23 protein-coding genes and 1 tRNA gene are annotated in these 25198 nt (G+C 74.2%); 10 read left to right on the top strand and 14 right to left on the bottom strand.

The window, feature by feature from the left end:
• Positions 1-33 precede the first annotated feature (33 nt).
• Both AC3RJ6_RS10920 and AC3RJ6_RS10915 read right to left on the bottom strand, forming a co-directional pair.
• Entirely contained in the window at positions 34-2520 is a 2487-nt protein-coding gene (locus AC3RJ6_RS10920) for a LuxR C-terminal-related transcriptional regulator (protein WP_491427071.1), read from the bottom strand.
• Between the two features lie 113 nt (positions 2521-2633).
• The gene (locus AC3RJ6_RS10915) at positions 2634-3521 is read right to left on the bottom strand and encodes an aminodeoxychorismate lyase (protein ID WP_491427070.1); all 888 of its coding nucleotides are present in this window, start codon (positions 3519-3521) and stop codon (positions 2634-2636) included.
• A gap of 52 nt (positions 3522-3573) precedes the next feature.
• On the opposite strand from AC3RJ6_RS10915, the gene AC3RJ6_RS10910 reads away from it, so the two are divergent.
• Positions 3574-4479: a MerR family transcriptional regulator gene (locus AC3RJ6_RS10910; protein WP_491427069.1), complete on the top strand. Its 906-nt coding sequence runs from the start codon at positions 3574-3576 to the stop codon at positions 4477-4479.
• Entirely contained in the window at positions 4476-5399 is a 924-nt protein-coding gene (locus tag AC3RJ6_RS10905) for a transglutaminase-like domain-containing protein (RefSeq protein WP_491427068.1), read from the top strand. Before AC3RJ6_RS10910 ends, AC3RJ6_RS10905 begins: the two co-directional genes overlap by 4 nt.
• Before the next feature lie 147 nt (positions 5400-5546).
• Here AC3RJ6_RS10905 and AC3RJ6_RS10900 read toward each other — a convergent pair whose 3' ends face one another.
• A complete protein-coding gene (locus AC3RJ6_RS10900; protein WP_491427067.1) occupies positions 5547-6185 on the bottom strand; it encodes a DNA-directed RNA polymerase subunit beta in 639 nt (212 codons plus the stop codon).
• Positions 6186-6485: 300 nt separating this feature from the next.
• Positions 6486-6965: a hypothetical protein gene (locus AC3RJ6_RS10895; protein WP_491427066.1), complete on the bottom strand. Its 480-nt coding sequence runs from the start codon at positions 6963-6965 to the stop codon at positions 6486-6488.
• An 8-nt stretch (positions 6966-6973) separates the two neighbouring features.
• Between AC3RJ6_RS10895 and AC3RJ6_RS10890 the strand changes: the two genes are divergently transcribed.
• Positions 6974-7045, top strand: a tRNA-Lys gene (locus AC3RJ6_RS10890).
• 140 nt (positions 7046-7185) lie between these two features.
• On the opposite strand, the gene AC3RJ6_RS10885 is transcribed toward AC3RJ6_RS10890, so the two are convergent.
• Positions 7186-7881, bottom strand: coding sequence for a response regulator (locus AC3RJ6_RS10885; protein WP_491427065.1), 696 nt, complete (start codon positions 7879-7881; stop codon positions 7186-7188).
• Positions 7878-9257, bottom strand: a complete 1380-nt coding sequence (locus AC3RJ6_RS10880; RefSeq protein WP_491427168.1) for a sensor histidine kinase — start codon at positions 9255-9257, stop codon at positions 7878-7880. The genes AC3RJ6_RS10885 and AC3RJ6_RS10880 overlap by 4 nt, the downstream gene beginning before the upstream one ends.
• Before the next feature lie 168 nt (positions 9258-9425).
• On the opposite strand from AC3RJ6_RS10880, the gene AC3RJ6_RS10875 reads away from it, so the two are divergent.
• Positions 9426-10667, top strand: a complete 1242-nt coding sequence (locus AC3RJ6_RS10875; protein WP_491427064.1) for a hypothetical protein — start codon at positions 9426-9428, stop codon at positions 10665-10667.
• Here AC3RJ6_RS10875 and AC3RJ6_RS10870 read toward each other — a convergent pair.
• The gene (locus AC3RJ6_RS10870; RefSeq protein WP_491427063.1) at positions 10648-11697 is read right to left on the bottom strand and encodes an LLM class F420-dependent oxidoreductase; all 1050 of its coding nucleotides are present in this window, start codon (positions 11695-11697) and stop codon (positions 10648-10650) included. The genes AC3RJ6_RS10875 and AC3RJ6_RS10870 overlap by 20 nt on opposite strands.
• A 176-nt stretch (positions 11698-11873) precedes the next feature.
• Here AC3RJ6_RS10870 and AC3RJ6_RS10865 point away from each other — a divergent pair, with 176 nt between their 5' ends.
• A complete protein-coding gene (locus AC3RJ6_RS10865) occupies positions 11874-13046 on the top strand; it encodes a MarP family serine protease (RefSeq protein ID WP_491427062.1) in 1173 nt (390 codons plus the stop codon).
• A gap of 6 nt (positions 13047-13052) precedes the next feature.
• Here AC3RJ6_RS10865 and AC3RJ6_RS10860 read toward each other — a convergent pair whose 3' ends face one another.
• On the bottom strand, positions 13053-13985 hold the full coding sequence (locus AC3RJ6_RS10860) for an aldose 1-epimerase family protein (RefSeq protein ID WP_491427061.1): 933 nt from the start codon (positions 13983-13985) through the stop codon (positions 13053-13055).
• Positions 13982-14827 carry a DeoR/GlpR family DNA-binding transcription regulator gene (locus AC3RJ6_RS10855; RefSeq protein ID WP_491427060.1) on the bottom strand — a complete coding sequence of 282 codons (846 nt, stop codon included), beginning with the start codon at positions 14825-14827 and terminating at the stop codon, positions 13982-13984. The genes AC3RJ6_RS10860 and AC3RJ6_RS10855 overlap by 4 nt, the downstream gene beginning before the upstream one ends.
• Before the next feature lie 83 nt (positions 14828-14910).
• Here AC3RJ6_RS10855 and galT point away from each other — a divergent pair, with 83 nt between their 5' ends.
• Both galT and galK read left to right on the top strand, forming a co-directional pair.
• The gene (galT, locus tag AC3RJ6_RS10850) at positions 14911-16059 is read left to right on the top strand and encodes a galactose-1-phosphate uridylyltransferase (protein WP_491427059.1); all 1149 of its coding nucleotides are present in this window, start codon (positions 14911-14913) and stop codon (positions 16057-16059) included.
• A complete protein-coding gene (gene galK, locus AC3RJ6_RS10845; protein WP_491427058.1) occupies positions 16056-17210 on the top strand; it encodes a galactokinase in 1155 nt (384 codons plus the stop codon). Before galT ends, galK begins: the two co-directional genes overlap by 4 nt.
• Before the next feature lie 9 nt (positions 17211-17219).
• Here the strand turns inward: galK and AC3RJ6_RS10840 are convergent, their stop codons facing one another.
• Together AC3RJ6_RS10840 and AC3RJ6_RS10835 are read right to left on the bottom strand one after the other, a co-directional pair.
• Positions 17220-17849 (bottom strand): helix-turn-helix domain-containing protein, encoded by a 630-nt coding sequence (locus tag AC3RJ6_RS10840; protein WP_491427057.1) that lies wholly within the window; start codon positions 17847-17849, stop codon positions 17220-17222.
• Positions 17850-18104: 255 nt separating this feature from the next.
• Positions 18105-18620, bottom strand: a complete 516-nt coding sequence (locus tag AC3RJ6_RS10835; RefSeq protein WP_491427056.1) for a YbaK/EbsC family protein — start codon at positions 18618-18620, stop codon at positions 18105-18107.
• A 55-nt stretch (positions 18621-18675) separates the two neighbouring features.
• Here AC3RJ6_RS10835 and AC3RJ6_RS10830 point away from each other — a divergent pair, with 55 nt between their 5' ends.
• Together AC3RJ6_RS10830 and AC3RJ6_RS10825 are read left to right on the top strand one after the other, a co-directional pair.
• Positions 18676-19938, top strand: coding sequence for an APC family permease (locus AC3RJ6_RS10830; RefSeq protein WP_491427055.1), 1263 nt, complete (start codon positions 18676-18678; stop codon positions 19936-19938).
• Between the two features lie 9 nt (positions 19939-19947).
• Positions 19948-20481, top strand: a complete 534-nt coding sequence (locus AC3RJ6_RS10825; RefSeq protein ID WP_491427054.1) for a gamma carbonic anhydrase family protein — start codon at positions 19948-19950, stop codon at positions 20479-20481.
• An 8-nt stretch (positions 20482-20489) separates the two neighbouring features.
• Here the strand turns inward: AC3RJ6_RS10825 and AC3RJ6_RS10820 are convergent, their stop codons facing one another.
• From AC3RJ6_RS10820 to AC3RJ6_RS10810, 3 genes are read right to left on the bottom strand one after another with little or no spacing between them, the layout of a single operon-like run.
• Positions 20490-21845 carry a DUF6716 putative glycosyltransferase gene (locus AC3RJ6_RS10820; protein ID WP_491427053.1) on the bottom strand — a complete coding sequence of 452 codons (1356 nt, stop codon included), beginning with the start codon at positions 21843-21845 and terminating at the stop codon, positions 20490-20492.
• Positions 21842-22720 (bottom strand): N-acetylneuraminate synthase family protein, encoded by an 879-nt coding sequence (locus AC3RJ6_RS10815; RefSeq protein WP_491427052.1) that lies wholly within the window; start codon positions 22718-22720, stop codon positions 21842-21844. Before AC3RJ6_RS10815 ends, AC3RJ6_RS10820 begins: the two co-directional genes overlap by 4 nt.
• Positions 22717-23976 (bottom strand): cytidylyltransferase domain-containing protein, encoded by a 1260-nt coding sequence (locus AC3RJ6_RS10810; RefSeq protein ID WP_491427051.1) that lies wholly within the window; start codon positions 23974-23976, stop codon positions 22717-22719. The genes AC3RJ6_RS10815 and AC3RJ6_RS10810 overlap by 4 nt, the downstream gene beginning before the upstream one ends.
• 120 nt (positions 23977-24096) lie before the next feature.
• On the opposite strand from AC3RJ6_RS10810, the gene AC3RJ6_RS10805 reads away from it, so the two are divergent.
• Positions 24097-25170, top strand: coding sequence for a hypothetical protein (locus AC3RJ6_RS10805; protein ID WP_491427050.1), 1074 nt, complete (start codon positions 24097-24099; stop codon positions 25168-25170).
• The last annotated feature ends 28 nt before the right edge of the window (positions 25171-25198 follow it).

Below are 25198 nucleotides of genomic sequence, written 5' to 3'. Positions count from 1 at the left end.
TCCCGTGCGCGGTTCAGGACCGGAGCGGGGCGTTCAGCGGAGGGCGCGCGCGGCCGGCGCCATGCGGTGGGCGAGCACGGTGAGCTCGACGCGCGAGTGCACGTCGAGCTTCTGGAACACCCGGCCCACGTGCACCTCGACGGTGCGCACCGAGACGTAGAGCCGGGCGGCCGCGTCCCGATTCGACGCCCCCTCCGCGACGAGCATCGCGACCTCGAGCTCGCGCTCGGTCAGCACCGCGGCCCAGGCCGTGCGGCAGGCGGCGAGCGGGTCGCCTGGCGGATCCGCAGGGGGAACGGGTCGCGCGGGCGCGGACGGCCGGACGACGGGAGCTGGGACCCGCTCGACGCGCGGCGACGCGACGAGCGACCGCCGCTCGTCGGCCACGGCGGCGAGCCAGGCGTCGGCGCCCGCCTCGCCGAAGAGGTGCTCGGCCGCGAGGAGGTGCCGCTCGGCGCGGTCGGGCGCACCGGCCTCGCCGCACGCGCGCGCGAGCATGAGCTCGGTGCGCGCCCGCTCGTACGAGGAGGCGATCGCTCGCGTGCCCTCGACGGCGGTCAGGTAGTCGGCTTCGAACCGCCCGCGGTCGGTGCTGCGCATGCGTCGGCGCAGCGCGCTCGCGAGCCGCGCGTCGGGAGGCCGTCGCACCGAGCCGTCGTCCGGGGCCGGGAGGGGCTCGCGTGCGCCCCAGTCGATGCCGGCGTCGAGGCCGGGCACGTGCAGGCCGCCGGAGCCGTGGTCGAACTCCGCCGCGAGCGCCACGAGCGTCGCCGCCTCCGTGCGGGCGCCGCCGAGGTGGGCCACGACGGCGCGATCGATCAGTTCCTCGTAGCGCACGGTGCCCGCCGAGGGCGGCCGGGACGCCTCGATCGCCCGCGCGAACGCCGAGACCTCACCCGTCGTGATGATGTCGATGCGCCGGGCGATCGCCGCGCCGAGCCCGCCGAGCGGCAGTGCGACGGGCAGGTCGGCCGCACTGCGGGCGAGTGCCTGCGCGGCGCGGCGCACGTCCCCGGCCCAGAACTCGAGCAGGCTCGTCGCGACCGCGCGCGCCGCCCGCATGAGCGGCGAGCGGTCGTCGCGGGCGAGCGCCGGATCGGCCGACGTCTCGCGCACCGCGCCGAGCCAGCGCACGGCACCCGCCGGGTCGCCCGCGAGACCGCGTTCGAGGGCCGCCGCGACGGCCTGCGCGCCGCCGACGACCTTGATCGCCCCCGTCGTGGCCGTCACGACCGCGCCCTCGGCCCCTGCGGCATCCACGTCGAGGCCGAAGAGCGCGCACCAGGCGGTACCCGCCTCGAGCGGGCCGCGATCGAGGCCGTAGGCGTCGGTGACGATGCGCGCCTGCTCGAGGCGGCGGCGCGCGGCGACGAGGGCGCCGCGCTCCGCGAGCAGCCCGGCCGCCGTCGCAACGGCTCGGGCGAGGTGCAGCCGCAGCCGGCGCAGCTCGGGAGCGTCGTACGCCGGGTCGCCGGCCGTCGCCTCGCCCTCCGCCGCGTCGCGGCCTGCGGCGTCACGATCGGTCGTGTCGAGCGGTCGTGCGGCGCGCCGGCGCCCGTCCGCGTCGGCGACGGGCCCGTCGACGTCGGTCGACGCGAACCCCAGGTCGCCCGCGAGCGCCGCGAGCCGGTCGTCGAGCTCGACCTCGGGCACGTCGCCCTCGAGCCCGGCGCAGGCGGTGAGGTAGTCGGCCAGCACGACCGTGCGCGCCGTCTCGTCGCCGTGCTCGAGCACACGGTCGAGCCAGCCGCGCGCGTCGTCGACGTGCCCGCCGTGCAGGGCCGCACGGCCGGCGATGCGCCACGCGGCGACGGCGTCGGCACCGCGCGCGTGGCTCGCGGCCTCGCGTGCGACGGCGTGCGCCCACTCGGACTCGCCGGCGGCGTCGGCCGCCTCGGCGATCTCGAGCAGCGGCGCGACGAGGTCGCGCGAACCCTCGAGCGTCGCGAGCGAGCGATGCCAGACCGCCTGCCGAGCGTCGCCGAGACCGGCGCACGCCCGCGCGAGCGACGCGTGGGCCGCGGTGCGCTCGGCGAGGCTCGCCGCACCGTGCACCCACACCCGCATGCGCGGGTCGGCGAAGGCGAAGTGCCCGGCGACGAGCAGCAGGTGCCGGCTGACCTCGCCGTCGATGAGGTCGGCGACCGGTCGGCCCGAGGCGGCGAGGAGTGCGTCGATGCGGTCGTCGACGCAGACCGAAGCGACGATGAGCACGTTGCGCTCCCAGGGCGCGAGTCGCGTGCCGCTCGGCGCCATCGCGGCCTCGATCGCCGGCACCGAGGGCAGCGGGTCGGGCAGCACGGCGTGACCGAGGCGCTGGGCACCGCGCAGGAGCCCGGCGACCTCGATGATCGCGTCGGCATCGCCGCCGAGTGCGAGTCCCAGCCGAGCCGCGACGTGCGGAGCCGCGACGAGCCGGTGGCGCGCGAGCAGTTCGACGACGGCGCGCGTGTCTTCGAAGGCCTCGATCGGCGACCGGTGCCGCGCGGACGGTCGGGGGTGCTCGGGTGTGTCAGGCATCGGCCCCTCCGCTCGCTCCATCGGTCGCGTGGGGTTATGTTAGCAACATTTACAAAGTGGTCGCGAGGGTCGCCGCGCGCCGCGCAACTCCCCGTTCGAGGGGGCTCCCCGGGTCAGTCGCGCGGACTCAGCAGGTACTCGTTGAGGCGGCGCGTCTCGGCCGCGTCGAACGGCACGGGCGCCCCGTCGAGCGCCGTCACGCCCGCGGCGAGCCGCACGCTCGACACGAGCCAGATCGCATCGGCGGTCGCGAGCTCGGCCACCGGGATGTCGCGGTACTCGGTGACGCGCCCCTCGCGCTCGAGGAAGTCGAAGAGGCTCGACTGCGTCGTGCCGCGCAGGATCGCCCCGCTCGGCTCGGGCGTCGAGTAGACCTCGCCGTGCCGCAGGATCACGCTCGAGGTCGGACCCTCCATGACGTACCCGTCGCTCGAGACGAAGAGCGCGTCGTCGGCGCCGCGGCGCTTCGCCTCGCGGATCGCCGCCATGTTCGTCGCGTAGCTCAGCGTCTTCGCACCGAGCAGCAGCCACGGCGCCTTCGCGGCCGCGTCGTGCGCGAGGCCGCGGTCGAGCGAGACGACGCGGATGCCCTGCTCGCGCGATTCGGTGAAGTCGGCGGCGGGCGACGCCGCGAGCCAGGCGGTCGGCGCCGGGCCGTGCTCGACACCGCGGCTGAGCACGAGCTTCAGCGCGAACTCGCCCGTCGCCGGGAGCTGCGCCACCGCCGCCGCGATCGCTGCTCGCCACTGCGCGAGGTTGGGTTCGGGCAGTTCGCAGATCGCGGCCGAGTTGCGCAGCCGCTCGAGGTGCGGCTCCGCCTCCTGCGCGTGCCCGTCGACGACCGCGAGGGTCTCGAAGATGCCGTCGCCGCGCTGGGTGGAGAGCTCGCCGACGCGCAGCGCCGGCTCCGAGGCATCCACCGCATGGAACGTCGCCTCGAGGTCGACGGCGGGCGCGTCGGCGGCGAGCGGTGCGATGAGGAACGTCACGGTCTCGGGCATGCACCCAATCGTACGGGCGGATGCCTCGCCGCCATGCGCTACCGTACGGTGCATGCACGCGCTCGGGACCGGGGAGATGAGCCGGGCCTCGGGGCTCTCGCGCAAGGCGCTGCGGATCTACGACGCGAGCGGGCTGCTCGTGCCCGCCGAGGTCGATCCGCGCACGGGCTATCGCCGCTACGGCCCCGACCAGGTCGAGCGAGCCCGCACGATCGCCATGCTGCGCCGCATCGACCTGCCGCTCGCGCTCGTCGGCGAACTGCTCGACGCGCCGCCCGCGGCATCTCGCGAGCTGCTGCTCGACTGGTGGGCGTCGCAGCGCGACGATTTCGCCGTGCGCAGCCAGGCGGTCGACCGGCTCGCGGCCGGCGCGGCGGAGGCGGCCGCCGAACCCGCGGGCGCCGGGTCGGTGCTCGCGAACGAGCCCGTCGGGTTCGAGACGCTGCCCGACACCGCCGTCGCGAGCATCGTGCGCACGGTCGAGCAGCCGCGCCTCGTGCCGAGCTTCGTCGCCGACGTGATCGAGCTCCGCGGGCACCTCGAGCGCGAAGGGGCGACGCCGCACGCGGGGCACTGGGTGATCTACCACTCCCCCGTCGGCGACGGCCTGCCCGGGCGCATCGAGACGGCCGTGCCGTTCACGGGCCGCGCCGCACCGACGCCGAGCATCTCGCTCCGCGTCGAGCCCGCCGCCCGGTACGCCGTCGCCGACGTGGCGGCCCGAGAGGTCGTCTACCCGCACCTGCTGCGGTTCTACGACGTCGTGCGGGCGGCGGCACGCTCGGCGGGGCCGGGCGAGGCGGGGCCGGGCGAGGCGGGGCCGCCTCGCGAGTGGTACGCCGCCGGGTGGCCCGACGACGACGACGCGATCGCCGTGCGCATCGCGATGCCCGTCACGCCGATCGGCGGGGCCGGGCTTGACCCTGCCCCGGGGGCCATGCGCACGATCGACGCATGACCGCACCCGACCCGGCCGCCGACCGCCGCCGCCACTCGCCGTTCTCCGACCCGGGCGCCCATCGCGCGCTCGTCGCCGGGGTCGCGCCCGACCCCGACGCGATCCACCGGGCGGTGACGGCCACGATCGTGCACTACCGGGCCGATGCGTCGGCGACCCGAGAGCAGGTCGCCGACGTCGACCGGCGCTGGATCTCTTCGATCCTCGACGCCGCGGTCGAGCGCTCCGACGGCCCGCTCGTCGCCGACCGGGCTCCGGCCGAGCGCGTCGGCGGCTGCTGCCGCGACCACTCGCTGCTCGCGGTGTCGATCCTGCGCGAGCACGGAGTGCCGGCGCGCACGCGGCTCGGGTTCGCCGACTACTTCAGTCCGTCGTTCCGCCACGACCACGTCGTCGTCGAGGTGATTCGCGACGGCCGGTGGACGCGATTCGACCCCGAGCTCGACCCCGAGGCGTTCGCGTTCGACGTGCACGACCTGCCTCGCGGACCCGGCTCGCCGTTCGAGACCGCCGCCGAGGCGTGGCTCGCATATCGCTCCGGGGAGACCGGGCTGTCGGCGTACGGCGTGGCGCCGGGGCATCCGATCTCGGGCCCATGGATCGTGCACGGCTACGTGCTCGGGGACCTCGCGCACCGCATGGGCAGCGAGCTGCTGCTCTGGGACGGCTGGGGCGTGCTGGACGCACCGGACGCGCCGATCACGGCGGAGTCGCTCGCGCTCGCCGACCTGATCGCCCGGCTCATCGTCGCGGCCGACGACGGGGATGCCGCGGCCGAGGCCGAGCTCGCCGCGAGATGGCACGACGACGGTCGGGTGCGGCCCGGGCGACGGGTGACGACGTTCTCGCCCGCCCGCGGCTTCGGCACCGTCGACCTCGAGACCCGCACGACGGACTGGGCGGCGCCCCCGGAGGCGTGAAAAGGCCGGCCGCAGAACGCCTCTCGGCGCGAGGCCGCTCGCAGCGGCGAATTTTGGAGCCCGGGGTTACTGCGGCCGGCCTCAGACAGTCTAAACGACGTCGAGGGGCGCTTCATTCCCGCCCGTTCGCGACGACGGCCCCGGCGGTCAGTCGAGCGCGTCCCGGCGCCACAGCTTCGCGCAGGAGGCGAGCTCGTCGGCGAGCTCGGTCAGGCGCAGCGCACGCCGGGTGAGCGTGGCCGAGCGATCGTGGTGCACCGAGTCCGAGGCATCCGCGTCGTCGGCGAGACTCGTGAAGCCGATCGCCGAGACGCGCGCGAACGCCGCCGCGCGCTCGAGCGCCACCGCGAAGTCGCCCGTGAAGACGCCATGCAGCACGCGATCGGCGAGCTCGCGGATCTCGGCGGGTCCTGCGGGCGCGGCCGCGCCCGCGACGACCTGGTCGATCGTGTGCGAGACCTCGGTGCCGCGCCGGTAGGCGAGGCTCAGCATCTCGGCGTCCTGGCCGATGAGCGTGCGCAGCAGGTAGATGCGCCAGAGCGCTCCGGGCAGGCTCTTCGCCGAGGCGCCCGACCAGAGTTCGGCGATCGCGTCGATGCCGTGACGGTCGGTGTAGGCGATCAGTCGCGCGACGACCTCGGGGTCGGGGTCGGCGCGCACGCGCGCGAGCAGTGCCTGCGCGGTGTCGTGCGCGGCCCGGTTGAGGTGGGCCGGGTCGGCGCCGCCGACGAAGTCGTCGAACATGCCGGGCGGGAGCTTCGTCGGGCGGTGGAAGTCGGCGGCCATTCGGTACAGGATACTCCGGTCGGATGCCGTACTCCCCGGGCGCGGCCTCGCCCGCTCCCCCGGGTGGGGGCCGCCCGCATTGGGGGCTTCGGCGCCGTCGCGATCGGGCATAGCCTGCGAGGCGTGCACACCCGAAGCATTCTCGGGCGGGCGGCGAGCTGACCATGATGCCGCTCGAGGGCAGCGCGTCCGGCCCTTCTGGCCGACGTGCCCCGTCACCGAGATGGCGAGCGGCCGGTCACGGATCCCCCCTGACCGGCCGTATCGCCGTGCACCGATCGCGGTTCTTCGCCGTGCCCGCTACGACGCACGTCCCTCGTCGTCGGTGCGACGCATGAGCGCCGAGCGCCAGTTGTCGCCCATGCGCTCGTAGGTGACCCGCGCGTGGCAGTTGCGGCAGCGCACGTCGCACTTCGCGATCTCGGCCATGATGCGACGAAGCCCGTATCCGTCTTGCACGAGTTTCATCACCTCGGCGGTCTTGCCGCAGTTCTCGTGATGATCGAAATCGAGCACGCGAACGTCGGCCTCACCGCAGTCGACACACGGATGTTCGAGAAGGTATCCGCCGACCTCGTGAAGCGCGATCCGGCGCTGAACCGCCTTCCGCGCCATGATCACCCGGATGTGCGCCTCGCGGTTCTTCGCGTAGTACTCGCGAGCCTTGAGCTTGTTGCATTCGCGGCAGATGGGCTGAAGTCCATCGCGAGCGGATCGCAACCGATTGAAATCGGCGAGTGGCTTAGACTGTCGGCAAGCCGAGCAGCGCTTCTGCGTCATTCGGTCACGCCCCCGTAGCTCAGAGGCAGAGCAGCTGACTTTTAATCAGCGGGTCGGGATGTCGGAATTCCCCGGGGGCACCCTCCGGTCGACCAGTATCTTCATCGCCATTGATCATCGAAGACCTCCTTCGTTCGAAGCTATCTTCGACCGCGGACATCGGGCCTCGACGGCACACCGGGTCCACTACGACGTACGTTCTCGTCGCGTACCTGCCGCGTCAGCGCGGCACGAGCCCGCGCTCGTACGCCCAGATGACGACGTGCACGCGATCGGGCAGGTCGAGTTTCGCGAGGATCGCCTTCACGTGCGTCTTCACGGTGTTGCCCGTGAGGTGGAGTCGCCGGGCGATCTCGTCGTTCGAGGCGCCGGCGACGAGCTCGGCGAGCACGTCGCGCTCACGGCCCGTGAAGGGTCCGAGCAGCGACTCGGCGTCGGCCGGCTCGGGCGCCCGGGCGATGAAGTCGACGAGGCTCGCCGTCGCACGCGGTGCGAGCGTCGCGTCGCCCGCGTGCACCGCGCGGATCGCGGCCGTGAGCTCGTCGACCGTGGCGTCCTTCGTGAGGAAGCCGCTCGCGCCCGCGCGGATCGCCGCGAAGACGTACTCGTCGAGGTCGAACGTCGTGAGCACGAGCACCCGGGTTCCCGGATGCTCCGCCCGCACGCGCCTCGTCGCCTCGATGCCGTCGAGCCGAGGCATCCGCACATCCATCACGACGACGTCGACACGGTGCGCCCGCAGCGCCTCGAGGAGCTCGATGCCGTCGCCCGCCTGCACGACGAGGTCGAGGTCGGGCGGCTCCTCGAGCATGACCGCGATCGCCGAGCGCATGAGTTCCTGGTCGTCGGCGAGCGCGACGCGGATGCGCGACGCGGTCGTCGCCGTCGCGCCTGCCGTCGCGGCCGCCCCGGTCATCGCACCGCCTCCCCGCTCGCGTCGCCCGTGCCGTCGTCGAGCGGCAGTCGCGCGACGACCCGCCATCCCGGTGCATCCGGCCGCGCCCCCGCCTCGAAGCGACCGCCGGCCTGCTCGACCCGTTCCCGCATGCCGCGGAGTCCCCGCCCGGGCGACGCGGGAACCTCCGCCGTCGCCGCTGCACCCCGCCCGTCGTCGACGACCTCGACCTCGAGCTCGTCGCCCCACGCGAGCCCGACGCGCGCATGGGTCGGCGGCGCCGTGTGCCGGAGCACGTTGGTGAGCGACTCCTGCACGACGCGGTAGGCGGCGAGCCCGACCCCGGGCCGGACCCCGACCGGCGCACCGTCGACGACGAGCTCGGCCGTGCGTCCCGGCGACTGCGAGCGTTCGACGAGGCGGGCGATGCCGTCGAGCCCCGGGCTCGGCTCGAGCGGCGCGGCGGGGTCGGCCCGCGGCGCGTCGCCCGACGGCCCGTCGCCCCGCGGCATCCCGCCCGGCCGCACGTGGCCGGCCCGCACGTCGCCCGACGCGGCTCCGTCGGCGCCGCGCGGCGCGGTCGGCGACGCGGCGAGCGCCCCGAGCAGCCCGCGCATGTCGCCCATGGCCGCCCGCCCGGTCGTGACCACGTGCCCGATCGCGCCCCGGGCGCGGTCGTCGTCGCGGCCGACGAGCAGTCGGCCCGCCTCGGCCTGCGCGACCATCACGGCGAGCGAGTGGGCGATGACGTCGTGGAGCTCCCGGGCGATGCGCCGCCGATCCTCGGCGACGGCGCGCAGCTCGCCCTGCAGGCGCAGCTCCGCCGCCTGCGCGACGGCGAGCTCCTGCGCGGCGCGCTTGCGCAGCATCTCGCGCCGGTAGCGGCCGAGCGCCCACGCCGCGCCGATCCCGCCGGCGAGCGAGCCCGCGAGCGCGAGCACCGCACCCGATGTCGCGACCATCGCGGCGTCGCTCGCGCGGCCCGACAGCAGCACGACGCCCGTGATGATCCCGGCCCCCACGAGGCCGAACGCGAGCGCTGCCGCGCCGGCCGCGCGATCGTCGCTCGCCGCCGCGCCGTAGACGAAGGCGAGGTACGCGAGCGAGCTCGCCTGCAGCACCGCGAGGCCCGGCATGCCCGGCAGGCTCGCCACGGCGAGCAGGAGCATGAGGGCGGATGCCACGACGATCGACGTACGCGGCCACCGGCGACGCAGCGCGACGAAGACGTGCAGCACCGCGAACAGCGCGAGCACGACGACCGCCCACGTGAGTGCGCCGGGCCCCGCCTCGCGCAGCACCTCGGCGACGGTGATCGGCAGCAGCACGGCCGCGGCCGCGGCCGCCCACGCGAGGTCGGCGAGGCCCGGGGACCGGCGCTCGGTCGAGGCATCCATCACCGGCCCCACGCTACCGGCGCACCGCCTGCCGCATCTCACCCGATGGGGTGAGGCGCCCGGTCCCGGTCGCGCGGGACGCTGGCGAAGGCTCCCGCCGGTCGCCGGCCGGAGCCGCCGGGAACGTCGCCCATCGGCGACCTCCCGGCCGACGCAGAGGAGTTCACGATGACATCCACCCGACCGACGACCGTGGGCGCCGACCCCGCACGCGACGCCGACGCCGGCCCCGACGGGGCTCCCGGCCGAGACGGCACCGGGGGGCCGCGGCTCCGCGCGGCCGCGATGCTCGCACTCGTCGCCTCCGCCGCGATCACCGTCCTGGGGCTCGTCTGGTGGATCGTGCCGACCTCGAACCCGTACGCCTCGCCCACCTCTCGGAGCCTCGCGAGCCTCCTGCTCGATCCCGCCCAGTTCGCCGCGACGGTCGTCGCGACCGGGGCGCTCGGCCTCGTCGTCGGGATCGCCGCCGCCTCGCGAAGCGCCGGGGGGCGCCGCACGGCGCTCGTCGCCGCCGCCGCGGCGCTGCTCGCCCTCGCGGTGATCGTGGTGCTCGGCGACGCCGGCACGATCACCTTCGCCGGTTACGTGTTCGGCTTCTGCGCCGTGATCGCCGGGGTGATCACGACCGCCGTGCTCGTCGTACGGGCACCCCGGCTCGGCGTGCCGCTCGCCGTGCTGCTCGCCGGGCTCGTCGGCCTCGCGGTGTGGTGGGCGGGCCTCACGTGGGCCGGGGTCACCGAGTTCCTCGGCAAGTTCGGGGCGGCGCTCGCGGCGAACTCGGTGCTCATCCTCGTCTCCGCCGTGACCGTCGCCGCCCTCGTCGGCTGGACCGCCGTCGCGATCGTCGCCGGACGCACGACCCGCGAGGTGCGCGCCTTCGAGGCCGGGCTCGTGCGCCACCGCCGCGTGCTGACCGTGCTCGCGGCACTCGGACCCGTGCCCTACCTGGCCATGCGGGCCAGCTGGCTCACCCCGTGGCCGCTGTTCGCGCCCCCGGCCGACGAGATGTCGACGGCGACGCTCGCGACCGGGCTCATGCTCGGGTCGGGCGCGGCCGCCGCGGTCGTGCTCACGCTCGGGCTCGTCCTGCCGTGGGGCCGCGAGTTCCCGCGATGGATGCCGCGCATCGGCGGCCGGCCGGTGCCCGCGCGGCTGGCCGTCGTGCCGGGTCTGGCCGCGGCCGCGATCATCACGATCTCGGCCGTGCCGCTCCTCATCATGTCGCTCGACGCGGGCTCGATCGTCGAGATCGTCGTGTTCGACCTCGTGCTGCCGCTCTGGTTCTGGGGCCCGATGCTCGCCCTCGCCGTCTGGGCGTACGCCGCCTGGCGCCGCGAGGACGAGTCGCTCGAGCCGTCGGAGCGAGTCGAGCCCTCGGAGCTGCCGGTCAGCCGACCAGTCGCCTGAACCCGGCCATGAGCGCCACGCGCTCGGCGGAGTCGCGGGCGAGCGGAGTGACGGCGAGCGTCGTCACCCCGCTCGCCGCGAACGCCGCGACGCGCTCGGCGACGTATGACGCCGGGCCGATGAGCGAGATCGCGCGAACGAGCTCGTCGGGCACCGCGGCGACGGCCTCCTGCTTGCGACCGTCGAGGTAGAGGTCCTGGATGTGCGCGGCCTCGGCCTCGAATCCGTAGCTCGCGATGAGGTCGTTGTAGAAGTTCTTGCCGCGCGCGCCCATGCCGCCGACGTAGAGCGCGAGCTGCGGCTTCGCCGCGGCGAGCGCCATCGCCTCGAGCTGCGGGTCCTCGGTGATCGCGAGCGCGGGGCTCGCGAACACGTCGAGGGGCGCGAGCGCCTGGTCGCGCTTCGCGGCGCCCGCGGCGAGCGCGGCGCCCCACACGTCGCCCGCTCGCTCGGGGTGGTAGAACATGGGCAGCCAGCCGTCGGCGATCTCGGCGGTCTGCTCGACCGACTTCTGGCCGAGCGACGCGACGGTGATCGGGATGCGCTCGCGCACGGGGTGGTTGATGAGCTTGAGCGGCTTGCCGAGCCCCGTGCCCTCGCCCGCCGGGAGCGGGATCGTGTAGTTGCGGCCCTCGTGCACGACGGGCTCGCGACGCCAGGTCATGCGGCAGACGTCGATGATCTCGCGCGTGCGGCCGAGCGGCGCGTCGTAGCGCACGCCGTGGAAGCCCTCGATGACCTGCGGCCCCGAGGCGCCGATGCCGAGCTCGAACCGGCCGCCCGAGACGAAGTCGAGCCCCGCCGCGGTCATCGCGGTGAGCGTGGGCGTGCGCGTGTACAGCTGCAGGATGCCGCTCATGAGCGTCATCCGCTCGGTGCGCGCGGCGAGGAACCCCAGCTGACTGACGGCGTCGAACGAGTACGCCTCGGGCACGGCGACGAGGTCGATGCCGGATGCCTCGAGCTCGGCGACCTCCTCGGCCGCTTCGCGGAATCCGCCCGCGTAGTTCAGGAACATGCCGACGCGCATCCGTCACTCCTCATCGTGTGGGGTTCGTGCAAATGCCCGGCGGCGCGCGCACGGGCACTCAGAGGCTACCGAACGCGGGCGCCCGGGCCGCGCCGGTTTGTGGGGTTCCGACGACCCTCAGGTTGCTCCGAGACGGATGCCGCAGGCTGGACTCCAAACGACCGGACGGAGGACCGATGGCCTGGAGCCTCGTACTCGACCTCCTGCTCGTGCTCGTCTTCATCGCCGCGGCCGTGAACGGGTGGCGCTCGGGACTCCTGCGCACCGCGGCGGGCCTCGTCGGGCTCGTCGCGGGCGGCGTCGCGGCGTGGTTCGTCATGCCGTGGCTCGCGGGCCTCATGCCGACGCCCGCACTGCGCGCCCCCGTCGCGATCGCCGCGGCGCTCGTGCTGCTCTCGCTCGGCGCGTGGCTCGGTGCGATCGTCGGGCGGGCGCTGCATCGAGGGGCCCGCAAGGTGAGACTCGGCGTGCTCGACCGGGTACTCGGCGTGCTCGGCAATCTCATCGTCACGGCGTTCGTCGTCGCGCTCGTCGCCTCGGGGGTCTCGGCGCTCGCGGTGCCCGTGCTGTCGCCCGCGGTCGCGGGGTCGGCGATCGTGCGCGCACTCGACCAGGTGACGCCGCCGCCCGCGAAGTCGGCGCTCGCCGAGCTCCGCGCGGCGGCCCTCGGCGAGGGCCTGCCGTGGCTCGTCGACGTGCTCGACACCCCGTTGCCGACCGAGGCCCCGCCGAGCGACGTCGGCTCGCCCGCGATCGCCGCCGCCTCGAACTCGGTCGTGCGCATCACGGGCACCGCGTTCGAGTGCGGCAGCAACCTCTCGGGGTCGGGCTTCGTGGTCGCCGACGACCGCATCGTCACGAACGCCCACGTCGTCGCCGGCGTCGACGAGCCCATCGTCGAGGCGCCCGGACTTCCGGCGGTCGCCGGCCGGGTGGTCGCGTTCGACCCCGAGCACGACCTCGCCGTGATCGCCGTCGACGGGCTCGACGCGCCCGCGCTGACGCTCGACGAGCCCGGCATCGGCGACGAGGTCGCCGTCGCCGGGTACCCGTTCGGCGGACCGCTCGAGCTCCGGCCCGGCCGCGTCGCGGCGAGCGGCCCGGTGACGATCACGACCGACGGTGCGACCTCGACCCGCGACATCGTGACGCTCTCGGCCGAGGTCGACCACGGCAACTCGGGCGGGCCCGTGCTCGACGTCGACGGCGAGGTGGCGGGCGTCGTCTTCGCCCGTTCGGAGGCGGCCGCGACCGTGGGCTTCGCCATCCCCGTGTCGACGCTCGCGCCGCTCGCGGCGGAGGCATCCGGCCTCGACGACGCCGTGGACTCGGGGTCGTGCGCCGCCTGACCGGTCTCAGTCGGCGGCGAAGCCCTCGAAGCGGATGCCCCAGCTGAGCTGCCACTCCTCGCCCGGGCCGAGCCAGCGCAGGCCCCGGCCCGAGTTGAACGCCTCGGCTGGCGCCGTCATCGGCTCGATCGCGATCGCGACGTCGCCGTCTTCGCCGGGGAACTGGCGCGACGTGTAGACCTGCACGTAGCCGAACTCGTCGTCGGCCCAGACCGACACGCTGCGCCCGTCGGGTGCCGTGAGCGTGTGCAGCACCTGGCCGTCGTCGCCCGCAAGCTCGCCGAACGCGTCGTCGAGTTGCACGTCGCCCACGCGACGCCCCTCGCGGAAGTCCCACTCGGTGCCGTCGACGGGCACCTCGCCCGTCGGCAGCAGCCGGTCGTCGACCTCGATGTGGCTCGCCGCGTCGAGACGGAGCACGAGGTCGGCCGTCGGCACGCCGCCGATCTTGAGGTACGGGTGAGTGCCGATCGCGACCGGCGCGGCCTCGGCGCCGAGGTTCTCGACGAAGTGCGTGACCCGCAGTCCGTCGGCGACGAGCTCGTAGTGCACGGCGGTGCCGAGGAGGAACGGGTAGCCGAGCTGCGGGTAGATGCGCGCGGCGAGCGTGACCGAGTCGCGCTCGCGGCCTGCGACCGTGTACTCGGTGTACCGGAGCAGCCCGTGGATCGCGTTGCCGCGCGCCGGTTCGGTGATGGCGAGCTGGTGGTCGACCCCGTCGTGGCTCCAGCGACCGTCGCGGATGCGGTTGGGCCACGGCGCGAGCACGATGCCGGCCCCCATCGGCGGCGACTGGTCCTCGCCGTAGGTCGGCATGAGGTCGATGCCGTTGATGCTGAGGCTGCGGAGCCCGGCCGCGACCGCGGTGACGGTGGCCCTGATCTCGCCGCTCGACGTCGTCGTCTCGAGCTCGAACTGCTCGCCCGTGGGAAGGGTCATGCACCAACTCTAGGGTCTGCGTTCGGCCCGTGCGCGGTGACGACCGCGAGTCCCGCCTCCTCGAGCTCGGCGACCACCGGGCGGGGTGCCGAGGCGTCGGTCACGAGCTGGTCGAACGCGTCGACCGGGCCGACCCGGCCGAGGTGCACCTCGCCGATCTTGGATCCGTCGGCGACGACGACGGCCCGCGCGGCTCGTTGCAGCATGAGTGCCTTCACCTGCGCCTCGGGCAGGTTCGCGTTCGTCACCCCGTGCACGGGGTCGACGCCGTTGCAGCCGATGACGGCGAGGTCGACGTGCACGTCGCGCAGCATCGAGCCCGCGAGCGGGTCGACGAGGGAGTGCTGCCGCGGACGCAGCGTGCCGCCCGTGACGACGACCTGGAACCGGGGGATCTCACTCTCGAGCTCGAGGGCGATCGAGAGCCCGTTCGTGAAGATCACGACCTCGTCGAGCTCGGTGCGGAGCTTCAGCGCGCGGGCGACCTGCAGGGTCGTGGTGCCGACGTCGAGGATGAGGCTCTGCCCGCTCCGCACGAGGCCGGCGACGTGCTCGCCGATGCGTCGCTTCGGTTCGACGGAGGCCTCGAGCGCCTCCTCGAAGCTCGGCTCGCGCTCGGGCCGGTCGACGCCCGGGGTGCCCGCGGGCACCGCACCGCCGTGCACGCGGCGGATCACGCCCTGCCGCTCGAGCGCGTCGAGGTCGGTGCGGGCGGTCACGGTCGTCACGCCGAAGGCGCGGCTCAGCTCGGCCACCCGCACGAAGCCGCGTTCGGCGACGAGCGCCCGCGTGAGCTCCCGGCGCCGCGGCGCGTCGAGCTGGTCCTCGCTCCGCTCCTGCATACCTGCATCCTGCTGCCTCGATCGGTACTTTGCAATACGAAAGCACGCTTGTTTGCAAAACGAAAGTCACGTAGGGTTGCGGCGTGACCGACACCCCCATCGCCGACCCGCGCATCGCGGTGCACCGCACACGTCTGGCCGACGGGCGCGAGCTCATCTACTTCGACGACGTCGACACCACGCTGCCCGCCGGTCGGGCGGTCGACGAGCGCGACCTCGGTCCCCGTCCCGCGACGGCGGAGATGCGCCAGGACGTGCTCACGGGCGAGTGGATCTCGGTCGCGGCGGCCCGCCAGAACCGGGTCGTGCTGCCGCCGGCCGAGCTCGACCCGCTCGCGCCGCAGTCCCCGGTCAATCCGTCCGAGATCCCGAGCCGCTACGACGTCGCGGTCTTCGAGAACCGGTCGCCCTCGTTCGGCCCCGAGCTCGCCCGGGCCGGCGTCGCCGATCCGTCGGGGGCGCGCGCCTCGCTCACCGAACTGCGCCGGGTGGGGCTCGAGCGCCGCCTGCCGTCGGTCGGCCGCTGCGAGGTCGTGTGCTTCAGCCCCGACCACGAGGGGTCGTTCGGCACCCAGTCGGTCTCGCGGGCGCGCACCGTGATCGAGGCGTGGGCGCACCGCACCGCCGAACTCTCGACGCTGCCCGGCGTGCAGCAGGTCTTCCCGTTCGAGAACCGCGGTCGCGAGATCGGCGTGACCCTGGGCCACCCGCACGGCCAGATCTACGCCTACCCCTACGTGACTCCGCGCACCGAGCGGCTGCTCGCCTCGATCGACGCCTACGGGCCCGGCTTCTTCGCCGACCTGCTGCACCGCGAGCGCATCGGTCCCCGCGTCGTGCTCGCGGGCGAGCACTGGACCGCGTTCGTGCCGTTCGCCGCCCGCTGGCCCATCGAGGTGCACCTCCTCCCCCACCGGCACGTGCCCGACCTCGCGGCAACGACGCTCGACGAGCGCGACGAGCTCGCGGGGCTGTACCGCCGCCTGCTGCGCGGCATCGACGCCCTGTACGACACGCCCACGCCGTACATCGCCGCCTGGCACCAGGCGCCCGCCCACGAGCGCCGCGACGACGTGCGGCTGATGCTGCAGGTCACGAGTCCCCGGCGCGGGGAGGACAAGCTGAAGTACCTCGCCGGCTCGGAGGCCGCGATGGGAGCATGGGTCGGGGACGTCCCGCCCGAAGCACAGGCCGAGGCGCTGCGCGCCGCGATCGAAGGAGCCGCAGAATGACCGTCGCCGACGCCGCCCACGGATTCGCGGAGTGGTTCGGCCGCCGACCCGCCGGCGTCTGGTCGGCGCCCGGCCGCGTGAACCTCATCGGCGAGCACACCGACTACAACGACGGGTTCGTCTTCCCGTTCGCGATCGACCGTCGCACGACGGTCGCGCTCGGCGACCGCGACGACCGTGTGGTGCGGGTGGCGACGAGCCACGAGCCCGAGGCGGTCGAGATCCGGCTCGACGAGCTCACTCCCGATGCGGTCTCGGGCTGGGCCGCCTACCCGCTCGGCGTGGCGTGGGCACTGCGAGAGTTCGGCGCCGACCTCGACCACGCCCGCGGCGTCGACCTCTACATCACCTCGGATGTGCCCATCGGCGCTGGGCTCTCGAGCTCGGCGGCGATCGAGTGCGCGGTCGCGCTCTCCCTCGACGAGCACTGGGGGCTGGGCTTCGATCGCCCGACGCTCGCGAAGGTCGGCCGACTCGCGGAGAACCGCGTCGTGGGTGCGCCGACGGGCATCATGGACCAGACCGCGTCGCTGCTCGGCGAGCCCGACGCGGCGGTGTTCCTCGACTGCCGCAGCCTCGACGCCGACGTCATCCCGCTCGGGCTCGAGGCCGAGGGCCTGTCGATCGTCGTCGTCGACACGCGCGTGACGCATGCGCACGCCTCGGGCGGCTACGCGGCCCGCCGCGCGTCGTGCGAGGCCGGTGCGCGCGGCCTCGGCGTGGAGTCGTTGCGCGACGTGCGCATCGACGATCTCGCTCGAGCGGCCGAGGTGCTCGACGACGAGACCTTCCGGCGCGTGCGGCACGTCGTCACCGAGGACCAGCGCGTGCTCGACACCGTGCGCACGCTGCGGGAGCACGGCGCGGGTGCGATCGGCCCCCTGCTGGATGCCTCGCACGTGTCGATGCGCGACGACTTCGAGATCTCCGTGCCCGAGCTCGACCTCGCCGTCGAGACCGCGCAGGCGTCGGGTGCGATCGGCGCCCGCATGACCGGGGGCGGATTCGGCGGCTCGGCGATCGCACTCGTGCCCGACGCGCTCGTGTCCGAGGTCGCCCGCGCCGTCACGTCGGCCTTCGCCGAGCACGGCTACCGCGAGCCCGCGATCTTCACGGTGCGCCCGTCGGAGGGCGCCCGCCGCGACGGCTGATCCCGACGCTCAGGTCGCGCATTCGCATCCGCAGCCCTCGACGCACTCGCCGGTCTCCCAGCACGCTGCCGAGCACCGGCAGTCGTCGAGCGTGATCGGTTCGCGCCGAGCGCGCTCCCGCGCGCGTGCGAGCCGCTCCCGGCGCCGATGCCGCGCGGCGTCGACCAGGGCGCTCACCGTCGGCTGGTCGTCTCCCTCGGTCAGGCCGAGGCGCGAGCGACGCTCGTCGCGGCGCGCCCGATGGTGATACCACCCGTTCGGCGCGGCGCGGTCGTAGCGGACGTCGGTCAGCTTCGACCGCGGCGGATCATCGGGCGCTCGCACGTCGAGGTGAGCCGGCATGCGTCGCCCCGCATTGTCGCGCAGCACGTCCTCGGGCACCGGAGCGACCTCGCGACCGCCCTCATCGAGCACCACGAGCCGCATGCCTGCGAGAGCGAGCACACGCTCGAACTCGGCGACCCTGATGGTCACCTGCGACGCCTCGATCCGAGCGATCGATCCATTGCCGATACCCAGCCGACGAGCGAGCTCCCGTTGGCTCAGATCCAGCTTCCGACGGACTCGCAGCACCATGCCAGCAACGTCGACGCCTGCATCGCACACGGCTTCGTCGCAAGCGTTGCGGTTCGATGCCATGTCACCTCCCGTCATCGATTGCGATCAACGATCACGCGGCCCACCGACATCGGCGCGACCGCAGATGCACGCATGGCGTCCCTCCGGCGACTACGTCACTGCTCCGCGGAACGGAGCAGTGACGTAGGACTACCGTGGGGACCGCTGTTCGATGGCCGTGGGGCGGTCGGGTCGCTCGGGAGCGGGCGGATGCTGCGGGGAGCCGTTACCGGGCGAACGCTCCGGAAGCAGCCGAGCAGCGGAGGCGAGAACGAATCAGGCGTTTTCGGAGGCCGTCAGGCGGGCGGGTTCGACGGCGCTCGGGGTGCCGGCCGTGATGCGGACCAGTTCGTCGAACGTCGTGGGGAACACCGTCTTGGCGTGACCCGCGGCCGCCCAGACGACGGGGTAACCCGCGAGGTCGGTGTCGACGATCGTGCGCACGGGCGCGGGATGGCCGAGGGGTGCGACGCCGCCGATCACCTGGCCGGTCGCATCCTTCACCGTCTCTTTCGACGCGCGGCGGATGACGCCGCCGAGCTGGGCTCCGAGCCACTCGGTGTCGACGCGGTGCGCGCCCGAGGTGAGCACGAGGATCGGCTCGTCGTCGAGGGTGAACACGAGCGAGTTCGCGATCTGCCCGACCTCGACGCCGAGGGCGTCGGCCGCGAGCTGCGCGGTCGTCACGGCGTCGTCGAACCAGACGATGCGGGGCTCGAGACCGTGTTCGGCGAGCGCCGCCGCGACGCGGTCGACGGCGGCGTGCGAGGGGGTGGACGACGCTGCGCTCATCCCCCGATCCTATGGCGGGCACCGATGCGAAACCTCGGTGGCGTAGAGTTCGCGCGTGCCACAGCCCTCCCTCGACCGTCGACTCGGCCTGCGCGACGCCGTCGTCATCGGACTCGCCGCCATGATCGGCGCCGGCGTGTTCGCCGCCTTCGCCCCGGCGGCGGCCGCCGCCGGCACGGGCCTGCTCATCGGGCTCGCGATCGCCGCGATCGTCGCGTTCGCGAACGCGAGTTCGACGGCGCAGCTCGCGGCGCGCTATCCGGAGTCCGGCGGCGCATACCGCTACGGGCGGGAGCGACTCGGCGAGTGGCCGGGGTTCCTCGCCGGCTGGGGGTTCGTGATCGGCAAGACGGCGAGCTGTGCGGCGATGGCGATGACGTTCGCCGCCTACCTCGTGCCCGCGGCCTGGCAGCGCCCCGTCGCGGCCGGTGCCGTCGTGGTGCTCGTGGCCGTCAACCTCAGGGGCATCACCCGCACGGCGCGAGCCGCGAGCATCATCGTCGCGGCCGTGCTCGCCGTGCTGCTGCTCGTGATCGCCGCGGGGGCCGGGCCGCTCCTCACCCGCGGCATCCCGACCGGGGGCCTGCTCGAGGCGGGCTGGCCCGGAATCCTACAGTCGGCGGGACTCCTCTTCTTCGCCTTCGCCGGATACGCCCGCATCGCGACCCTCGGCGAGGAGGTGCGCGATCCTGCGCGGACCATCCCGCGCGCCGTGCCGATCGCCCTCGGCATCGCGGTCGCCCTCTACGGGGTCATCGGCTCGGTCCTGCTCGCGACGCTCGGCGCCGACGCGCTCGCGGCGTCGACCGCACCGCTCGTCGACCTCGTCGACGAGGTCGGCTGGACCTGGGCGGCGCCGATCGTGCGGGTCGGTGCGGCAGCCGCCGCGCTCGGGGCGCTGCTCGCCCTCATCGCCGGCATCGGCCGGACGGTGCTCGCCATGGCGCGCGATGACGAACTGCCCCGCCCGCTCGCCACCGTGAGCGAGCGGTTCCGCGTGCCGCACGTCGCCGAGATCGCCGTCGCGGTCGCGATCGTCGCGCTCGTGCTCACGGTCGACCTGCGCGAGGCGATCGGGTTCAGCTCGTTCGGCGTGCTCGCCTACTACCTCGTCGCGAACCTCGCCGCGATCACGCAGCCGGCGAGCGAGCGCCGGGTCCCGCGCGCGCTGTCGGCGCTCGGCGCGATCGGATGCCTCGTGCTCGTCGTGACCCTTCCGACGAGCGCGATCGTCGCCGGCGTCGTCGTCTTCCTCGTCGGCGCGGCCTGGCGTCTCGCGACCGGAGCCCTCCGCAGGCGCCGCCGCGCCCGCGGGTAGGCTGTCGCCATGTCCGTCGATCCCACCGCACGCATCATCCCGCTGGCCGGCATCACCGCCCCCGTCATCGACGATTCGGCGTTCGTCGCGGCCGGCGCCGTCATCGTCGGCGACGTGCGCCTCGAGCCGGGCTCGAGCGTCTGGTACAACGCGGTGCTGCGCGCCGAAGCCGAGCCGATCGTGCTCGGCGAGGAGTCGAACCTGCAGGACACGGTGGTCTGCCACGTCGACGCCGGCTTCCCCCTCACGGTCGGACGGCGCGTCTCGGTCGGCCACGGCGCCGTGCTGCACGGCTGCACGGTCGAGGACGACAGCCTCATCGGCATGAACGCCACGGTGCTCAACGGCGCCGTCATCGGAGCCGGATCCCTCGTCGCCGCCGGGGCGGTCGTGCTCGAGGGCACCGTCGTGCCGCCGGGCTCGCTCGTCGCTGGCGTGCCGGGCAAGGTGCGCCGCGAGCTGAGCGAGGCCGAGCGCGACGGCATCCGCCGCAACGCCGCCTCGTACCTCTCGCACGTCGGCGAGCACACCGCCGAGGCCTGACCTCCGGGCTACGCCGCGTTCGAGAGCTTCACGACGGGCGCATCCCGCTCGGGACCGACGACCGCGCGCCGCACGGCCCGAACCCGCCGCACCGCCCACCGCGAGGGGATCGCGACGACGAGCGACATCGCCCCCGCGACCGAGCGGTCGTACGGGCCGAGCATGCGCTTGCGCTCGAACGCCCGACGCGCCGCCCCGCCGACCAGGTTGTGCCGGCGCACGGGCCGGGGCAGCAGCCCCGCGTCACGTCGTTCGAGCAGGTCGTCGAGCCGCTCGACCCAATCGTCGAGCGCGGGGCCGTGGAAGTAGTTGTCGGCGAGCCACCCCGCTGCGGGCTGCTTCGCGGCCCAGCCGGCGACGTCGGCCCCGTCGCCGAAGAGCTCCGAGCCCTCGAAGACCGTGTTGATGAGCCTCGGCCCCACCCCGAACTCGTCCACCGCGATCACCGGGACCCCCGCGGCGACCGCCTCGAGCACCGCCGTGGAGCTCACCGTCACGAGCAGCGAGGCCCGGTCGAGGTGCGCCGCCATCGGGCCGTCCTCGACCACGAGGTTGGGCGGCACGCCGCCGAGCCGTGCGCGCACCTCGGGGTCGGCGAGCAGCTCGGCGTAGTCGTACGCCTCGGCGTGGGTCTGCGCCTCGCCGCGTCGGGCACGCACCTTCACCACGACCCGGCGCCGGGGGCGACGTCGGGCCGCATCCGCGAGCAGTCGCAGCATCCGCACCCGATCGTCCGCGTCGGCGGGAACCTTCGCCTGGGCGGCGAAGACGAGGTCGCCGTCGTGCGGCGCCGACGGCGGTGCGGATGCCGCGCCCGAGGCATCCGCCCCATCGTCGGCGCCCCGCCCGCGGTCGGTGAGGAACGGCAGGGTCGCGAGCCCGAACGCGACGTCCACGCGGAGCGCGCGCGCGACCTCCTCGAACTCCCGCACCTCGCGACGGCTGTGCAGCACGACGAGGTCGACCTGTTCGCGATAGACGACGGCCTTCGGCACCGCGGGGATCGTGAGGCCCGGGAAGCCGCTCATGACGACCGGGCGCCCCGGGAGGGACGCCACGATCGGCGCCACGACACGAACGAACGGCCCGCGCAGCGCCAGCATCACGGCGTCGGCCGGCCGGGCGGCGAGCCGACGCTCGAGGGAGGCGAGGTCGAGCCGTCGCACGCCCTTCGCCGTGAAGTCCGAGCCGGCGAGGGCGGCCGCGAGCTGGCGGTCGCTCGGCATCACGGGCGTCGTCACGACGACGAGTTCCGCCTCCCAGCCGTCGGGCAGTCGCGACGCGAACGCCGCACCCCACTTGACGTACGAGTCCGAGTCGGCCACGACGACGAGCCGTCGGCGCTGCACGACGCGGGTGCTCACAGCGCCGGCACCCGGCGGAGCTTCGCGCGGGGCGCCTCCTCACCGGGGAACACGCGCTTCACGCCGTCGCCCATGGCGTCGCCGATGACCCGGATGTCGCGCACGAGGTGCTCGAACCCGGCGGGCTCGAGCGACGCGGCCTGGTCGGAGCCCCACATCGCCCGGTCGAGCGTGATGTGCCGCTCGACCGCGACGGCTCCGAGCGCGACCGCCGCGAGCGAGATCTGCAGGCCGCGCTCGTGCCCCGAGTAGCCGACGGGCACGTCGGGATACCGTCGGCGCAGCGTGTCGATCGTGCGCAGGTTCGCCTCCTCGGGCGGCATGGGGTAGCTCGAGGTCGCGTGCATGAGCACGAGTCGCTCGGTGCCGAGCACCTCGACGGCGCGATCGATCTCGTCGAGGGTCGACATGCCGGTCGAGCAGATGACGGGCTTGCCGGTGGCCGCGATCGCCTCGAGCAGGTCGAGGTCGGTGATCGAGGCCGACGCGACCTTGTGGGCGACGACGTCGAGGCGTTCGAGGAACGCGACCGACGGCACGTCCCACGGCGAGGCGAACCAGTCGAGCCCCGACCGCATCGCGTACGAGGCGATCTCGAGGTACTCGGACTCGCCGAACTCGACCCGATGGCGGTACTCGAGGTAGCTCATCGTGCCCCACGGGGTCTCGCGGGCGACGTCCCGCATGTGCTCTGGGGTCGCGATCTCGGGCGTGCGCTTCTGGAACTTGACCGCCTGCGCGCCCGCCTCGACGGCCACGTCGACGAGTCGCTTGGCGATCTCGACGTCGCCGTTGTGGTTGAGGCCGATCTCGCCGATCACGTAGACGGGCTGGCCGGGGCCGATCGCCGATCGGCCGATGCGGACGGTGTTCATGCGAGGGCTCCCTGGGGTGCGTGGCGGGTGGCGGGCGGATCGGTCCGGGCGGTGCTGTCGGCGTCGAGGGCGGCGGGCTCGCGCGCCGCCAGCACGAGGTCGGCGAGCTCGCGCACCGCGCCGTCGCCCCCGCGCGATTCGAGCACGAGCCGCGCAGCGTCGCGGACGGCCGGCACCGCGTCGGCGACCGCGAGCGGCCAGCCGACGACGGCCATGGCCGGCAGGTCGCCGAGGTCGTTGCCGAGGTAGGCGATGCGCTCGAGCGGGATGCCGCGGGCCTCGGCCCACTCGGCGAGCGCCGGTGCCTTGTCGTGCATGCCCTGGAGCACGTCGACCCTGAGCTTGGCCGCGCGTGCGGCCACGACGCGGTTCGTCTCGGCCGAGAGCACGAGCAGCGGCACGCCGGCGTCGCGCAGGCGGGCGACGCCCTGCCCGTCGCTGCGACTCACTCGCACGAGTTCGCGGCCGTCGGTGTCGATCCAGGCGGTGTCGTCGGTGTGCACACCGTCGAAGTCGGTGACCACGGCGTCGACGTCGATGCTGCGCGCCGGGCGATCGATGAGCTCGACGAGCGCCCGCGCGATGACGAGGTCGGCCGCCGTGTCGATGTCGACGCCGTGCAGCTGCGGCACCACCTGCGGCGCGATGCGGCCGAAGAACCGGTGGCGGGCAGCGCGGAATCCGGCCGTGCGCATGGCCGTGAACGCGCCGGTCTCGCGGTACTCGGGTTCGCGTTCCTGCCGGCGGTGGCGCACGGCGGCGTCGTGGTTCGCGCCGAACACCGAGCCGTCGCCGGCCGCACGCCAGACGAACGCGTGGCTCTCGACCGCCGCGAACGCGCTGTCGGCTTCGTGACTGACGACGCGCGCGACCGCGGCGTCGAGGTCCGACGGATCGATGAATGGCGAGGTCGCCTGCATGAAGAGGGTGACGGCGGGCAACGGCCCGTCGACCTCGAGCTCGTCGAGCGCGTGCAGGAGCGCCGACTCGCTCGACGCCGTGTCGCCGGCGAACTCGGCCGGCCGGTCGACCACCTCCGCGCCGGCGGCTCGCGCCACCCGCGCGATCTCCTCGTCGTCGGTCGTGACGACGACGGCGCCCACGCTGCGGGCGGCACGTGCGGCGGCGACCGCTCGGCCCACGAGCGAGACGCCGCCGAGCCGCATGAGGTTCTTGCCGGGGAGGCCCTTCGACCCGCCCCGCGCCGGAATGATCGCGACGGCGACGCCGCGCGGATCGGTCTTCGACTCGGCCATGCGGGCAGGCTACGGAGCCGAGGTGGCGCCGGAGTGGCGCGAGGGTGAACGGTTCGCGGCGGGCGGGCTTCAGGGCCTCCCCTGATGTCATGAGCACGCACGGGGTCCTAGGCTCCGGCCATGCGAAGCAACGCTCCGGTGCTCATCCTCGCCTCGGCGACCGTCGCGCTCGCGCTCGTCGCCTGCGCGGACAGCGGTACGGGCGGTCCGCCGACGACGTCGGCACCGACCTCGACCGCTCCGTCGTCGCCGACCGACGCGCCGGCCTCGGCCGAGCCCTCGTCGCGCTACGGAGTCGATTGCGACGGCCTCGTCGACGAGGCGCTCGCGCTCGATGTGGTCTCGGTGCCGGTGGCCGCCTCCGATCCGCTCGTCACCGCGTCGGCGGTCGGCGTCGCGATCCCCCGGCAGACGTCGATCATCTCGGAGGGCGGCACGGTGTGCGAATGGTCGAACGCCGAGTCGTACAACTCCCAGTACGGCGGCAACGCCGCCTACGCCGGCGTCCTCCTCTCGGTGCTGCCGAAACCGGCCTCGGGCTGGTCGTCGAAGGCGGCGCAGTACGGCATGCCGGCCGATGCGACCGCATGCGCGGCCGACCTGTGCACGCTCAGCCGGGTCGCCGGCGACGCCTGGTTGACGCTCGAGGCATCGGGCGGCACGGTCGCGACGATCGATCCGACCGCGGCCGAGGCACTCATGGCCGCCGCCGTCTCGTCGATCACCGCGGCCGGTGCTCCGGCGCCGTTGCCCACGCCGGCACGCACGTCTCCGCCCCTGCCGTCGGACTGCGAACTCGTCCTCCCGCCGGCGAGCGTGCAGGCCGTCACCGGCGAGTCCTCGGCCGTGCTCTCGCACCCGGGCGGCGGCTGGAGCGACTGGGCGGAGGCGCGTCTCGCCGCGGGCAACGAGGGTTGCCGCTGGGCGGTCGGCGAGCAGAACGTCGCGACCGTCGACTGGATCCGCGACGGTCGGTGGGCGTTCGACCGGGCACTGTCGGCGGGCACCTTCGCGCCGACGACGATCACGGGACTCGCGGCCGGGGACGAGGCGATGATCCGGTGCGATGCCGCCTACGGCCCGACCTGCGCGGTCGATCTGGCGCTCGGGCCCGACTGGATCAACGTGTCCGGCGCCGACCAGGCGACCGCGATCGCCCTGGCCGAGGAGGTCGTCGCGCAGCTCGCGCCGTGACCACGGGCTCGGAGCGGCCCGTTCGGAG

The organism is Agromyces cucurbitae, from assembly GCF_058349945.1.
The sequence above is the reverse complement of the archived record's forward strand: the minus strand, read 5'-3'. Positions and strand labels throughout refer to the sequence as shown.